Origin of the sequence: Mesobacillus subterraneus, from assembly GCF_003937825.1 — a bacterium.
In the GTDB taxonomy this organism is placed as follows: domain Bacteria; phylum Bacillota; class Bacilli; order Bacillales; family Cytobacillaceae; genus Mesobacillus; species Mesobacillus subterraneus.
Genome location: NZ_RSFW01000012.1, coordinates 1 through 14,519, shown reverse-complemented (window position 1 = coordinate 14,519; position 14,519 = coordinate 1). Strand labels below are relative to the sequence as shown.

Annotated in this window: 16 protein-coding genes; 15 read left to right on the top strand and 1 reads right to left on the bottom strand. The window is 44.0% G+C overall.

Features of this window, described 5'->3' with window-relative positions; genetic code table 11:
• Positions 1-100 precede the first annotated feature (100 nt).
• Positions 101-208 (bottom strand): YjcZ family sporulation protein, encoded by a 108-nt coding sequence (locus EJA10_RS09475; RefSeq protein ID WP_125479761.1) that lies wholly within the window; start codon positions 206-208, stop codon positions 101-103.
• A gap of 197 nt (positions 209-405) precedes the next feature.
• On the opposite strand from EJA10_RS09475, the gene EJA10_RS09470 reads away from it, so the two are divergent.
• The 15 genes from EJA10_RS09470 to EJA10_RS09400 all read left to right on the top strand — a co-directional run bounded on the left by EJA10_RS09470 (position 406) and on the right by EJA10_RS09400 (position 14,356).
• Positions 406-1,149, top strand: coding sequence for a segregation/condensation protein A (locus EJA10_RS09470; RefSeq protein WP_125479932.1), 744 nt, complete (start codon positions 406-408; stop codon positions 1,147-1,149).
• A gap of 4 nt (positions 1,150-1,153) precedes the next feature.
• Positions 1,154-1,747, top strand: coding sequence for an SMC-Scp complex subunit ScpB (gene scpB / locus EJA10_RS09465; RefSeq protein WP_125479760.1), 594 nt, complete (start codon positions 1,154-1,156; stop codon positions 1,745-1,747).
• 141 nt (positions 1,748-1,888) lie between these two features.
• Complete coding sequence (locus EJA10_RS09460; protein WP_125479759.1) at positions 1,889-2,308, top strand: hypothetical protein; 420 nt, start codon at positions 1,889-1,891, stop codon at positions 2,306-2,308.
• Positions 2,309-2,377: 69 nt separating this feature from the next.
• The gene (locus EJA10_RS09455; protein ID WP_125479758.1) at positions 2,378-2,866 is read left to right on the top strand and encodes a DUF3907 family protein; all 489 of its coding nucleotides are present in this window, start codon (positions 2,378-2,380) and stop codon (positions 2,864-2,866) included.
• 237 nt (positions 2,867-3,103) lie between these two features.
• The gene (locus tag EJA10_RS09450) at positions 3,104-4,243 is read left to right on the top strand and encodes a D-alanyl-D-alanine carboxypeptidase family protein (RefSeq protein WP_125479757.1); all 1,140 of its coding nucleotides are present in this window, start codon (positions 3,104-3,106) and stop codon (positions 4,241-4,243) included.
• Positions 4,236-4,823 carry a nucleoside recognition domain-containing protein gene (locus EJA10_RS09445; RefSeq protein ID WP_125479756.1) on the top strand — a complete coding sequence of 196 codons (588 nt, stop codon included), beginning with the start codon at positions 4,236-4,238 and terminating at the stop codon, positions 4,821-4,823. Before EJA10_RS09450 ends, EJA10_RS09445 begins: the two co-directional genes overlap by 8 nt.
• Before the next feature lie 6 nt (positions 4,824-4,829).
• Entirely contained in the window at positions 4,830-5,360 is a 531-nt protein-coding gene (locus EJA10_RS09440; RefSeq protein ID WP_125479755.1) for a spore maturation protein, read from the top strand.
• A gap of 208 nt (positions 5,361-5,568) precedes the next feature.
• Positions 5,569-6,294 carry a 23S rRNA pseudouridine(2605) synthase RluB gene (rluB, locus tag EJA10_RS09435; RefSeq protein ID WP_125479754.1) on the top strand — a complete coding sequence of 242 codons (726 nt, stop codon included), beginning with the start codon at positions 5,569-5,571 and terminating at the stop codon, positions 6,292-6,294.
• Positions 6,295-6,359: 65 nt separating this feature from the next.
• On the top strand, positions 6,360-6,881 hold the full coding sequence (resA, locus tag EJA10_RS09430; protein WP_125479753.1) for a thiol-disulfide oxidoreductase ResA: 522 nt from the start codon (positions 6,360-6,362) through the stop codon (positions 6,879-6,881).
• A gap of 28 nt (positions 6,882-6,909) precedes the next feature.
• Positions 6,910-8,535 (top strand): cytochrome c biogenesis protein ResB, encoded by a 1,626-nt coding sequence (resB, locus tag EJA10_RS09425; RefSeq protein ID WP_125479752.1) that lies wholly within the window; start codon positions 6,910-6,912, stop codon positions 8,533-8,535.
• Positions 8,536-8,546: 11 nt separating this feature from the next.
• Positions 8,547-9,731, top strand: coding sequence for a c-type cytochrome biogenesis protein CcsB (gene ccsB, locus EJA10_RS09420; RefSeq protein ID WP_125479931.1), 1,185 nt, complete (start codon positions 8,547-8,549; stop codon positions 9,729-9,731).
• A gap of 112 nt (positions 9,732-9,843) precedes the next feature.
• Positions 9,844-10,560: a response regulator transcription factor gene (locus EJA10_RS09415; RefSeq protein WP_125479751.1), complete on the top strand. Its 717-nt coding sequence runs from the start codon at positions 9,844-9,846 to the stop codon at positions 10,558-10,560.
• A complete protein-coding gene (locus tag EJA10_RS09410; protein WP_125479750.1) occupies positions 10,557-12,344 on the top strand; it encodes an ATP-binding protein in 1,788 nt (595 codons plus the stop codon). The genes EJA10_RS09415 and EJA10_RS09410 overlap by 4 nt, the downstream gene beginning before the upstream one ends.
• Before the next feature lie 241 nt (positions 12,345-12,585).
• Positions 12,586-13,137 carry an RNA polymerase sigma factor SigX gene (gene sigX, locus EJA10_RS09405; RefSeq protein WP_125479749.1) on the top strand — a complete coding sequence of 184 codons (552 nt, stop codon included), beginning with the start codon at positions 12,586-12,588 and terminating at the stop codon, positions 13,135-13,137.
• Positions 13,112-14,356 (top strand): hypothetical protein, encoded by a 1,245-nt coding sequence (locus EJA10_RS09400; protein ID WP_125479748.1) that lies wholly within the window; start codon positions 13,112-13,114, stop codon positions 14,354-14,356. Before sigX ends, EJA10_RS09400 begins: the two co-directional genes overlap by 26 nt.
• Positions 14,357-14,519: the final 163 nt, after the last annotated feature.

Below are 14,519 nucleotides of genomic sequence, written 5' to 3'. Positions count from 1 at the left end.
GAAATGTGCATTCACTGTACTTGCAACAAGTTTGAAGAAGAATCATAAAAAGAAAACCCGGCAATCACGCCGGGCCTTTCGTCTATCAAATCTGGTTAACTTATAACCAGGCTGCACCTACGATGATCAGCAGGATGAAAAGCACTACGATTAGAGCGAAACCTGCTCCGTGTCCGCAACCATGGCCATGGCCTTTTTTATCTGACATGTACATAACCTCCTGTAGTAAAATAGCCTAATATACAATTTCAGCATATGCGGGGAAGGTTGAAATGGTTTGGGCTTATGCCCTTTTTTATCAAGAACTTCTTATTTATCCCTGTAAATTAGTAATGGATAACATGTTGTTAATCCACTATACTTATATAATGATGCAGTTTAATATAGGAATTTTGGTGGGAAATGATGCAATATAATGTGAAAATTGAGGCCTTTGAAGGCCCGCTGGATTTACTTTTGCACTTGATCAATCGACTGGAGATTGATATTTACGATATACCGGTAGCGAAAATTACCGAACAATACTTGATGTATATCCATGCAATGAAAGAATTGCAGCTGGATGTCGCCAGTGAATATCTTGTGATGGCGGCCACTCTGTTGGCGATTAAAAGTAAAATGCTCCTTCCGAAACACGAAGAAGAGCTGGTGAACGATTTTGAATTTGAGCAGGACGACGATCCCCGGAATGAACTCGTGGAGAGACTGATTGAATATAAGAAATTCAAAGAAGCAGCAAGCGACCTGAAATCGCTCGAAGAGGAACGGGGGTTGATGTATACAAAGCCTCCAAGTGACCTATCAGAGTTTGCAAGGGAAGGAAAAAGCGAGAATACCGATTTGGATATTTCTTTGTATGACATGCTGGGTGCCTTCCAAAAGCTCCTAAGAAGAAAAAAGCTGCAAAGGCCAATGTCGACGAAGATTGCCCGTCAGGAAATATCAATTGAAAAAAGGATGGAAGAGGTTCTCAACTTTCTTAAAGAAAGCGGCAAGAGGAAAAGCTTCAATGAGCTGTTTCCTGAATCGGACCGAGAGCATATAGTCGTTACATTCCTTGCGATTCTTGAGCTGATTAAGAGGAAAGAAATCGATATCGAACAGGAACAAAACTTTGCGGAGATCTATATGACAGCAAGAAAGGAGTAGTGAGATGGGAATTGTAAAGTGGAAAGGCATTTTGGAAAGCCTTCTATTTGCCGCAGGTGATGAAGGCCTGAGCCTTAAGCAAATCTCTTCTGTTCTGGAAGTCGATGAAATGCAGGCAAATGAAATTGCCACCGAACTGCAGCAGGATTATGAAAACGATGAGAACCGGGGTATAACGATTGTCCAGCTTGCGGGTGTTTACCAGCTGGCTACGAAAAAAGAACATGCCGTATATTTAAAAAAGCTTGTTGAATCTCCAGGAACTGCCCATCTTTCACAGGCAGCCCTGGAAACACTGGCAATTATCGCTTACAAACAGCCGATTACAAGAGCTGAAATCGAAGAAATCCGCGGAGTGAAGACTGAACGCCCGTTGCATACCCTTTCGTCCAGGGCTTTGATTAAAGAGGTTGGTAGAGCAGAAGGGACCGGCCGGGCTATTTTATATGGAACAACGAAGGAATTCCTCGACTATTTCGGGTTGAAAAATATAAAAGAGCTGCCGCCGCTTCCAGACAATATCGATGAGGACGAGCTACAGGACGATGCTGATTTATTCTTTGAAAAGTTCCAGGAAACGATGGAAATGGATCAATAGCTTTTGTGCACAAAGTTTGGAATTTATGATAAAATCAAAATAATTATTCAGTAAATGCTTACCGCCTCACTAAATCACGGCTTTAAGCATTTTTTTCCATACATAATGATTTAAGAATGAATGTCCAACGGGAGGAATAACATGCTTATAAAGCAATGTGTTGGTTATGAACTTGAAAAAGAAAAATCGAACACCTCGGAAGATTTCTTCAACAGAAGCGAAGTGACATTTGTGGAAGATGGCCAAGAAAAGACGCTGCACGTTTTGTATGTAAGGTATTTTGATGAGCTGGTTGGCAGTATGACTCCATATGAACAGGATCCAGTATTCAAGGCTGGCAGCAGGGATGTGTATTTGAGAGATTTAGTCGCCCTTGCTGCTTTATTGAAAAATCCAGGATACCGCCATCGCAAGAGGGTATATATAAATGTGCAGAAAGAATTTGCGGATATTTTCAAAGGGCTGGATTTCAACAAGATTCCTGGTATTTTCGAAAGCATCGAGCAAAAAGGCACTTTTGACGTACGATCTCCTTTAGACTTTATTGAGCAGCCAGTATAAGTCATAAATTTGCAATTCGCATAGGCAAAAGTATGCAGCCAAGATATAAAACCATTCGGGGGTGTCATTTTGGGAAATACAATCGTGAAAACTCAAATTGAGGAAGTCCGTGAATTCCTGGCTGAAACGGTCGGGACACTAGAGAACTTCCTGAATGCTGCTACACTTGACAACCTGCAGCAGCAACAGCAGGCGGATGAAGAATATTACAAGTCAGTGCTTTCAAGTCTGCGCAAGCTCACTGTCTACTGTGAAGAAGGCCTGGATGCATGTAAAATCATCCTGCAGGCTGAAGTCTTTTCAAAGCCCGCTGCTGAAAAGACGTTGTATCGCATCTATTATCAGTGCATTGAGGAATTTTTCTCGCCTAAAAGTGATGCCTGGTATGAAGACAGCCGGTCTGCCTATACAGGCAAAAATGCCATCAAATTCAGGCAGCCCGTATCCGCAGAATTAAGCGGACTTCTTCTCAGCCTGGAAAGCAGCTTCCAGAGGATCCGGGAAGAGCTTGAATACTATGAAACGGATTACCGTACAAAGATGCTCCAATCCAGATAGGTTCTAATCTCATCCCAAAAAACTATTTTGTGAACAACAATTTAAAGCATACCTATTCTAAAGGAATAGATATGCTTTTTTGCGTTCAAGAAGGAGTTTTAAACAGCTGGTCCGTCTTGTGGTCTGAAAAACGGTTTCTCCTGCGTTTATGTGCGAACTCAGCCTCCTTTTTATGTCATAACATGACTTGTCCCGCATAAACTTGTACAAACTGCCAAAGGAGACGAGGGTCTATCAATGAAAAGGATTTGGATGAAAATAATGATCGTCATCACCCTGTTGATCTGCAGCATACCAGGAACTGCCCAGGCTTCTGTCTCAGTGAGTGCACGCAGTGCTGTGTTGATGGAACAAGAATCAGGCAGGGTGTTATATGAAAAAAATGCCCACAAGGTTAGCAGGATTGCCAGTATAACGAAAATCATGACAGCGATTCTCGCAATAGAGTCTGGGAAGATGGATGAAATGGTGAAAGTGAGCAGCCAGGCAGTAAGGGCTGAGGGCTCTTCCATTTACTTGAAACCTGGAGAGAAAATCAAACTTGAGAACCTGGTGTATGGCCTGATGCTCAGGTCCGGGAACGATGCTGCAGTAGCAATCGCTGAACATGTCGGCGGCAGTCTGGAGGGATTTGTGTTCCTCATGAACGAAAAAGCAAGGGAAATTGGCATGGAAAATACCCATTTTGCCAATCCGCACGGACTGGATGATCATGAAGACCATCTGTCTACAGCGTATGATATGGCTCTGTTGACTCGCTATGCGATGGAAAATGAAGCATACCGGGAGATTTCCGGAACAAAAATCCATAGGGCACCCAATCCGACAGAATCTTGGGACAGGGTTTGGAAAAATAAAAACAGGCTGCTGACAGAAAAATATAAATACAGTTCTGGAGGCAAGACAGGATACACAAAACGGGCGAAAAGAACCTTGGTATCCACTGCGCAAAAGGACGATTTTGAGCTGATCGCGGTAACGCTTAATGCCCCTGATGACTGGAATGACCATATCCAGATGTTCGAATCTGCATTTGCGGATTATGATATTGCAGAAATCCTTGCTGAAGGAAAGGTAAAAGGAATCAAGGATACCTTTTACAAAAATAAGGTATATCTTGATCACTCCTTTGTTTATCCGCTTACCTCTGATGAAGAGGAACTGATCAAGGTGGAATACAGGCTGAAGAAAGCTCCAAAGGACAGTGAAGACATAAGGAATCAGGACCTTGTTGGAAGGGCAAATGTCTACCTTGAGGATAAACAGATTGCCAGTTTGCCTGTTTATTATAAAGGGGCAGAAGCAGAAAAAAAGTCACTCTTTGATTTATTTAAAAGTATCTTTACGTCGGTAGCAGGAATCGGCAAGCATGGTTAATTATATTTGGGTGGTCATGACGTTAATTGGACTGGGATTTGCGATGGTCAATGGCACGATGGCCGAGGTCAATGAGGCTGTGTTCAATGGGGCGAAGGAAGCAGTGACCTTGTGCATAGGCTTGATCAGTATTCTTGTTTTCTGGCTCGGCATGATGAGGATTGCAGAGGATTCTGGTCTTCTGGTCAAACTCTCCAAATTATTTAAGCCGCTTGTATCCAGGTTATTTCCCGAGGTTCCATCCAACCATCCTGCGATGGGCTACATCCTATCTAATATGATCGCCAATATGTTTGGACTTGGGAACGCTGCAACTCCCCTTGGAATCAAAGCTATGGAGGAACTGAAAGAACTGAATGATGGAAAGAAAGAAGCTAGCCGCTCAATGATTACATTCCTGGCGATCAATACAGCGAGCATTACACTCATTCCAACGACAGTCATTGCAATCAGGATGAACTATGATTCTGCTAATCCAACAGATATAGTCGGCCCTACACTGGTAGCAACCGCAGTATCAGCTGTAGCTGCGATTTTCATCGATCGTTATTTTTACTATAGAAGAAGCAAAAAGGGGTAAATCAATATGGAGATCGTATCTGCTATTTCGTTATGGTTCATCCCGGTCATGATTGCATTTATCTTGATCTATGGAACTTATAGAAAAGTTCCAACCTATGAGAGTTTTGTTGAGGGCGGTAAGGAAGGGATCAAAATGGCTGTTTCCATCATCCCGTTTCTGGTAGGAATGATGGTGGCAATTGCCGTTTTCAGGGCCTCGGGGGCACTTGACCTGATGGTGGACTTTTTAAGGCCCGGTCTTGCGAAGGTCGGAATACCGGCTGAAATCGTTCCGCTTGCGCTGATCAGACCGATTTCCGGCACAGCAGCCCTGGGGATTACCAGTGACCTGATCAGTGTGTATGGCCCAGATTCCTTTATCGGGACATTGGCTGCTACACTTCAAGGGAGCACAGATACTACTTTTTATGTACTTACGGTCTATTTTGGCGCCGTCGGCATCAAAAAAATGGGGGATGCGCTCAAGGTCGGCCTGCTTGCTGATGCAGTAGCCATCATAACGGCAGTAGTGGTTGTGACGTTCATGTTTGGATAAGCAAGGGAGATGCCTTCCAAAGGTATCTCCTGTTTTTTTTGTATGGTTATCATCCCTTTGTTAACGGACGATTAAGCATCACCATTTATTTTTCAGCATTTACGCTATTGCTTACTTTGAAATCAGCTCGAATTATGTCATAATTCATAAGGATGGATTAGATAATTCAATACCTTACGGTTAAATGATATTTTTAGGAGTGACCTTCATGGAAAGACTGCAAAAAGTTATAGCCCACGCTGGGATTGCATCAAGAAGAAAGGCTGAGGAATTGATCCTTCAGGGAAGGGTCAAAGTCAACGGCACAGTAGTAAAAGAGTTAGGCCGAAAAGTAACACCATCTGACAGGGTTGAAGTGGATGGAGTTCAAATTGAAGGAGAAGAACCGGTTTATTTCCTGTTTTATAAGCCGCGCGGAGTCATTTCCAGCGTCCAGGATGAAAAAGGGCGGAAAGTTGTCACCGACTTTTTTGAAACCATTGAACAAAGGATTTACCCTGTCGGAAGGCTTGATTATGATACGTCTGGCTTGCTGCTGCTGACAAACGACGGGGAATTCGCCAATCTGCTGATGCACCCGAGCAATGAAATTGATAAAGTTTATGTCGCAAAGGTGAAAGGCATACCCTCCAAGGAAAAACTCACAAGCCTTGCGCGGGGAGTTATGCTTGAGGATGGCAAGACAGCGCCAGCCAGAACAAAGTTATTGAGCGTTGATAAAAAGAAAGATACCTCAATCGTTGAAATCACCATACATGAAGGCCGGAACAGACAGGTAAGAAGAATGTTCGAGGCGGTTGGTCATCCTGTATTGAAGCTTAAGAGAGAAAAGTATGGATTCTTGACATTGAGCGGCCTGAGGACAGGTGAAATCCGGGAACTAACACATCACGAGGTCAAACAGCTTCGTGTCCTGGCAATGAAAAAGTCCTAGACTTTTCAACACAGCGATAGTCGTAATGATATAATAGGGGAGAAATACGGTAGGAGGTTTAGGGAATGAAAAAGAAACGTCTTGTGACCCGGACAATTATTCTTGCTGTTTTGGCATTGGCCGTCGGCTATACTTTATATGCCAATTTGAACAAAGAAAGCAACAAAAAAATCGTAATTGGAAAACCAGCGCCGGATTTTGTCCTCGTCGATATGGAGGGCAACAAACACAGGCTATCTGACTATAAAGGCCAGGGAGTCTTCATTAATTTCTGGGCCACCTGGTGCAAGCCTTGTGAACGGGAAATGCCGTACATTGAAAATCAATATCAGCAATTCAAGGATCAAGGAGTCCAGGTACTAGCGATTGACTCTAGTGAGTCCGAACTGGTTGTTAATAAGTTTGTCGCACGCCATGGCCTGAATTTTCCGGTTATGATTGATAGGGGAGAAGTCCAGGCCGCATATGGGATCAACCCGCTGCCAATTACCTTTTTGGTCGATAAGGAAGGGATTGTCGTCAAAAGTCATACTGGCGAATTAGATGAAGATACCGTCCGGGAATTCATGGAACAGATTAAACCTTAAAAAAGTAGGGGAACAGGGAGTTTTTACAATGAACGAAGTGAAATGTGAATGCGGGCATGTCAATCCGCATGGAACCATCCTTTGTGAATCTTGCGGGAGAGTGCTTGAAGAAAAAGAAAAAGAGAAGCAACTTCTGGACATGCGCTATGAGGGGAGTGCCCGCCGATCACAAACCTATAATAAGACCATTATTGACAAAGTGTGGAATTTCTTTTCCTCCGTTAAAGTCGGTGTTTGGCTGATTGTCATCACCTTGGTTGCCTCATCGCTGGGGACGATTTTCCCTCAGGAAATGTACATACCGCCTTTGATGCCTCCTGGACAGTATTATGAAGAGCAATACGGCTGGCTTGGTAAGCTTTATTATGAATTAGGCTTCCATAACCTGTACAGTTCTTGGTGGTATTTGCTGCTGATCGCTTCGATCGGTGTATCATTGGTAATCTGCAGCCTGGACAGGGTTATCCCGCTTCACCGTGCCCTGAACAAGCAACGCGTTTCAAGACATGAGAGTTATTTGAAGCGCCAGCGGTTGTACAGTGTTTCTGAATCCGCTTTAACAGACGATGCTGTAGGGAAAATCAAGCAAAAGCTTTCGGCAAAGCGTTATAAGCTCCGCGAAGAAAATGGGGATATCCTTGCTGAAAAAAATCGTTTTTCCCGTTGGGGTCCTTATGTAAACCATGTAGGGCTTATAATCTTCCTGATTGGCGGTATGCTCCGCTTTGTTCCGGGGATGTACGTGGATGAAATCCTCTGGCTGAGAGAAGGAGAAACAAAGGCCATCCCTGGTACTGATGGACAATACTATCTCAAGAATAATGCATTCATATTTGAAGTGTATGATAAAGAAAAAGATGACGAGGTTTTCCAGGATGCGATCAACAAAGTAGGTACTGTTGTGAAAAACTATCAAACTGATGCTACTTTGTATAAGAGAGCTGGGGAAATCGTTCCAGGAGAAAAGCCGGAACTGGAAGAAATCCGGGACCAGTCCATCCAGGTCAATAAACCTCTTAAGGTTGATGGTTTTGCCTTGTATCAGGTAGATTACAAGCTTAATGAAATGAGCAAAATGTCTTTTAACTTGGAAAACAAAGAAACAGGGGAGCAATTTGGCGGAGTTACCCTTGACTTATATGAACCAGACATGGAATACGATCTTGGAAATGGATATAGAGTCGAAGTGATGAGTTACTTCCCAGATTTTGAGTTCAATGCGGATGGCGAACCTGCCACCAAGTCGCGGATTCCTAATAACCCAGCGTTCATCTTCAAGATGTTCACCCCGGATAAACCTGAGGGCGAAGTCAGTTTCGTAGCCATCAGGCAGAACATTGAGCCGCTGGGTGACAATGATTATAAGATGACCTTCAATGGTGTCGAAACGAAAAATGTAACCGCACTGACTGTCAGAAAAGATCTGACCTTGTGGATCATTGGGCTTGGCGGCCTGATATTCATGATTGGTGTTATCCAGGGTGCATACTGGAACCATCGCCGCCTGTGGATCAGAAAAATAGATAACCAGATTTGGACAGCGGCGCATACCAACAAGAACTGGCATGGATTGAAGCGGGAGCTTGAAATGGTATTTGCCGATACCGGCATTAAAGCTCCGGAGGATCAGCTGGTTGAGGAGAAGAAGGATTAGGAGGAAAAATGATGGTACAACTCAGCTCAAATTTTTTATTTGCAGCGTTTATCCTATATTTAGTCGGTATTTTATTCTTTGGGGGAGCAATAAAGGATAAAAGACATGCAGACAAAAATGCCCCGAATAGATGGGCGAAAATAGGTATCCTTGTCACAATCGCTGGATTTTTGTCCCAGCTGACATTCTTCATTCTAAGATGGATTGCTTCAGGCCATGCGCCGGTCAGCAATTTGTTTGAGTTCACAACATTCTTCGGAATGTCGCTTGTAGGTGCTTTCATCGTCCTGTATTTTATGTACAAGACGCCGCTTCTGGGTATGTTCACTCTGCCTGTAGCTGCATTGATCATTGCGTATGGAAGCATGTTCCCGCGGGAGGTCACTCCTTTGATCCCTGCTCTTCAAAGCTACTGGCTGCACATCCATGTTACAACTACGGCAATCGGACAAGCTATCCTTGCAGTAAGTTTCGCCGCGGCCTTGATTTACCTGGTTAAAAGCGTTGACCAGACAAAAAAGAGCAAGAGCACTTTGTGGCTGGAGGTCGTCTTGTTTGGGCTGGTCAGCACGTTGGGATTTGTCCTTGTTTCAAGCTACTTTGCCGCAACAGATTACAGTGCAAACTTTAACTACATCAATAAAGAGGGACAGCCTGCTACTGAGGAATATACGATCCCAGCGCTTGTAGGTCCGCATCAGTATGAATTGACTGACAAAAATCGATTGGAACCTCTCTTCGAAACACCTGCAATCATCAGTGCGAAAAAATTGAATACTGTTATTTGGTCCTTTGCGGCGGGTATACTATTATATATACTTTTCAGATTGATCCTGCGCAAGCGGATTGCAGCTGCTTTGCAGCCTTGGACCAAGAATATCAACTTAGATCTTGTCGATGAAATCAGCTATCGTTCAGTGTTGATCGGCTTCCCTGTTTTCACACTCGGAGGTTTGATTTTTGCGATGATTTGGGCCCAGATCGCTTGGACACGTTTCTGGGGATGGGACCCTAAGGAAGTATGGGCTTTGATCACCTGGTTATTCTATGCTGCTTTCCTGCATTTACGCCTATCAAAAGGCTGGCATGGTGAGAAATCCGCATGGCTTGCCGTCATCGGTTTCATCATCATCATGTTCAATCTGGTCGCGGTTAACCTGGTCATCGCCGGACTGCATTCATATGCGGGATCTTAAAATGTGTCTAATTTATGACAGCCTTCACTGATGCAAGTGAAGGCCTTTTTTTAAAAATCATGGCAAGAAGACTGATATTTATGTAAAATATTCGCAGGGAGGGATATACCTTATGGAAAAAGAAGTGAAAATCTTAGTAGTAGATGATGAAGAAAGAATCAGACGATTACTAAAAATGTATCTTGAAAGAGAAAACTATATTATCGACGAAGCAGAGGACGGAAATGAAGCGCTGGCAAAGTCACTTGCCAACGATTATGACGTGATCCTGCTCGATCTAATGATGCCAGGCAAGGACGGGATTGAAGTTTGCCGCGACTTGCGCGAAAAGAAATCGACTCCAGTCATCATGCTGACAGCAAAAGGTGAAGAGGTAAACAGGGTACAGGGCTTTGAGGTTGGTACGGATGATTACATCGTGAAACCATTCAGCCCACGTGAGGTTGTCCTTCGAGTCAAAGCAATGCTGCGCCGCTCTTCAAGCACAAGCTATCTGCAGACGGAAACGACAGCTAAAGATGTGATCGTTTTCCCTCATTTAACCATTGATAACGATGCTCATAGGGTTTCCGCTGACGGAAAGGAAGTCAGCTTGACTCCGAAAGAATATGAACTGCTTTACTTCCTGGCTAAATCCCCTGATAAAGTATTTGACAGGGAGCAGCTTTTGAAGGAAGTCTGGCATTATGAATTCTTTGGCGACCTGCGTACCGTTGACACACATGTGAAAAGACTGCGCGAGAAGCTGAACAAGGTTTCTGAACAGGCTGCGAAAATGATCGTTACTGTCTGGGGGGTTGGCTACAAGTTCGAGGTAGTCAATGAATGATGTTTTGGCGCAGTGTAGTAGGTAAACTCTGGATTACCATCCTCTTATTGGTTTCATTTGTTTTGTTCATCCTGACAATCATGCTTGTGGAGTTTTTTGAAAACTACCATATAAATGAAACGCGTAAGGGGCTCACCAATACTGCTGAAAAAATAGCCAAAGTGATCGAAGACCATCCTGGTCAAGAGGAAGATTTGGGTATAGAAATCGCTTGGGAAATGATCGATGATGATTCCCGTGGGACGATCATCAGGGATGAAAATACCTATTTCTACTCTCCTGGGGATAACGATACTGTCCATGTGCCCATTTCCTTCTTTATGAGGGATAAAGACCTTTCTGAGGTTTTCAATAATGAAAAAACAGTGGACATCATCACATCCCTTCCTGAAGTATCAAACCAGGTGGATGATACTCAATATTTGGTGATCGGGGTCCCGCTTCACCAGTATGAAGAGGAAAATGGGGCAGTATTCATCTATCAGTCTCTTGAGGTCATGGAGGAAACGACCAGGCTGACAACCAAATTTATTTTGCTGGCCGCAGGTGTTGCCATTGTTTTGACAACCATATTCGCGTTTTTCCTATCCACAAGGATTACCTCGCCATTGCGGAAAATGCGGGAGGCAGCGTTTGAAGTCGCGAGAGGGAAGTTCGACACAAAGGTGCCAATCCTCACCCATGACGAAATCGGTGAATTGGCTACTGCCTTCAATCAGATGGGCAGGCAGCTGAAATTCAACATGAATGCTTTGAGCCAGGAGAAAGAACAGCTGACAAGTATCCTGAGCAGCATGGCGGATGGCGTCATCACTTTCAATCGTGATGGTACGATCCTGATCACCAATCCTCCTGCTGAGATGTTCCTGAGATATTGGTATTATGAGCAGGGGCTGGCTTCTGAGAACACCGATGCTGTTCCTTCAGAGGTCATGGAGTTGTTCCAGCTGGCCGTAAACACGGAAAAAGAGCAGGTTGGCGAGATTTCTGCCCAGGGTCGAACATGGGTCATCATAGTCAGCCCGCTCTATAATAAGCGGTTTATCCGGGGCGCAGTGGCTGTTGTCCGGGATATGACCGAAGAACGCAAGCTGGACAAACTCAGGGAAGATTTCATAGCTAATGTTTCACACGAGTTAAGGACACCAATCTCAATGATGCAGGGATACAGTGAAGCGATTGTGGATGATATCGCCCAGACTGATGAAGAGAAGAAGGAAATGGCGAAGGTCATCTACGATGAATCCCTGCGGATGGGCAGACTGGTGAATGAGCTTCTGGATCTTGCCCGCATGGAGGCAGGGCATATCCTCCTTAATGTGGAGCCGATAGAGATTGAACCATATGTGCAGCGGATCATCCGTAAATTCCACGGCTTGGTGAAAGAAAAGGGAATCGATTTATCTGTCGAGCTGAATACAGACGAACCATCTTTCCGATTCGATCCAGACCGGATTGAACAAGTCCTTACCAACCTGATCGATAACGCCATCAGGCACGTGCCTGAATCCGCGTCAATTGTCGTGAGGGCAACTACGGATGAACGAGGTCTTTATATGGAAGTAAGCGACCAGGGACCTGGAATTCCTGAGGAAGACCTGCCATTCTTATTTGAACGCTTTTATAAAGCGGACAAATCGAGGACGCGCGGAGTGTCTGGTACCGGACTGGGACTTGCAATCGCCAAGAATATTCTCGACGCACATCGAGGAAATATCTCGGTAAAAAGCAAACTCGGACAAGGAACGACATTTTCCTTTTTCATCCCTCGAAATATTGAATAACTTGCCGACTATTCTTGATTCACAAGGAACAATGGCATGCATAATAAGTCCATTCCGGAGAGGAATGGGCTTTTTTGTCTTGGCATATTTAAAGAGTAATGCCTGATTTAAAGAAATGCAGGCAAGTGAATATTATCTGCGAAAAATCCTTTCATTTCCAATATAAAAATAATATAGTTATAATGAAACTTTCTTTGTCTACATTACGACTAATCTTATGAATGCGGAGGCGAAAAGACCTATGAACTCCGTTTTTGATGAATTGTACAATAAATATCATCATGACGTTTTTCAATTTTTATTTTATATGGTAAAAAGCCGGGAGCTTGCGGAAGACCTTGTACAGGAGGTATATATCCGTGTGCTTAAGGCGTACGACCGGTTCGAAGGCAAAAGCAGTGAAAAGACCTGGTTGTTTTCGATTGCCAAAAATGTGGCAATCGACCATTTTCGCAAACAGAAGGGCTGGAAGCAGCGCCTGCTCGAATCCTTTGATATGTCCGCCAGACAAGTCAAGGACGGCCAGCCTCTGCCAGAGGAAATTGCACTTCAAAGCGAAGAAATTCGCATGATGTACAAATGCCTTGATCAATGCACGGTCGATCAGCGAATGGTGATCATCATGCGCTATATCCATGAATTGACAATTACGGAAACAGCAGAAGCTCTATCATGGACGGAAAGCAAGGTCAAGACGACACAGCACCGTGCGTTAAAGACATTAAAAAAACTGATGGAAGAAATGATAGAAAAGGAAGGGATGACTAGTGAAAAAGTCACAGTTAAGCGATAAGCAGCTAGAAGACCTCCTCGGCCACATGCCCAAGATAAAAGATCATCGCGACCCTCGTGACATATATCAAAATATAGCCCATCGCGTTGAAAAGAAGAAAAAGGTCCCGGTATGGGTCATTCCTGGTGCCGCTCTGGCAGCTGTGTTCTTCCTCGCCTTTATTCTATCGTCTGGATTAATGGGAACAAACCATTCTGCAGACAAAAGTATCGAGAGCTCAGATTTTGATGCTAAAACATCAATGAATATGGAACCAAGCGAAAAAGGCGAAAGTGGAGAAGAATCTTCTTCTGAGCAGGAAAATGCCTTGATGATGGATACTGCGGAAAGTGATGACCAGGATCAAAAGGCGAAGGACTTCCGAGCGATGGATGCAAACGATTCATATGAGAATTTGATTTCGCTATATGGTGAAGAGGTAGATCAGGAAAATACAGACGTATTAACCTATGCAGTCCCGAATCAAGAAGCTCAAGTGGTTGTACCGGTTACGGTCACTACAGCTAAACAAGAGGGGAAATCCTGGCTAGACCAGTATACGGATATTATGCCTGAACTGACGGAAGAAGAATGGGGTTTAACTGATTATTATCCGATCCATGCATCCTGGAGCTTTGATGAAGCCTCTAGAACGCTAAGCATGGATGTGAAAGAAAATCACCCTTACCGGTATGGAAGTGCGGCAAACATTATTTTTACAGATTCAATGACGATGAATTTTTCCGGCAAAGGAATCGAAAAACTGCTTCTTTTTACGGAGAGTAACCCAGGAATCGACTTGGGGAATTACGGCACAATGAACGATTTGCCGATCAGTGCCGAGAAACCAGGCAGACGCGCCTATCTGTTCTTGAAGGTCGAAGGTCAGCAAAAACCATATCTTGTCCCAACCAGGGAAACTCACGAAACATTCGCAGCTGCTTTTGCGAAAATGATTAAAGGCGTGGATGTACCCCCGCTTACTCCATCTGTTCCAGCGGAATTTAAGATCAGTCAATCTGTCAAAGACAAGGATAATATCTTGAATATCCAGCTCGAAAAAGGTACACAGATTGATGAGAGCTTCCTGCCGAACCTGGAGGCAATCCTGATGACAGCAAGTGAATTTGATTATTCTGGAGTAAAGATCGTAAACGCCAATATCGAGCAGCTGGGCCCGTTCAATTTGAATGAAGTCCTCCCACTGCCAGTCGCTCCAAATAAGAAAAAGATTGACTAAAAAGAAAGGCCTATTGGTCTTTCTTTTTTTATGGCGTTAACCATGAAAGACTTTAGTATTGAGTGGGACTATGGACAAAAATGTCCGAAGCAGGTGCAACTTCGGACAAAATCGCAGGTCCATCTTCGTAAAATGTCCGAAGCAGGTGCAACTACGGACAAAA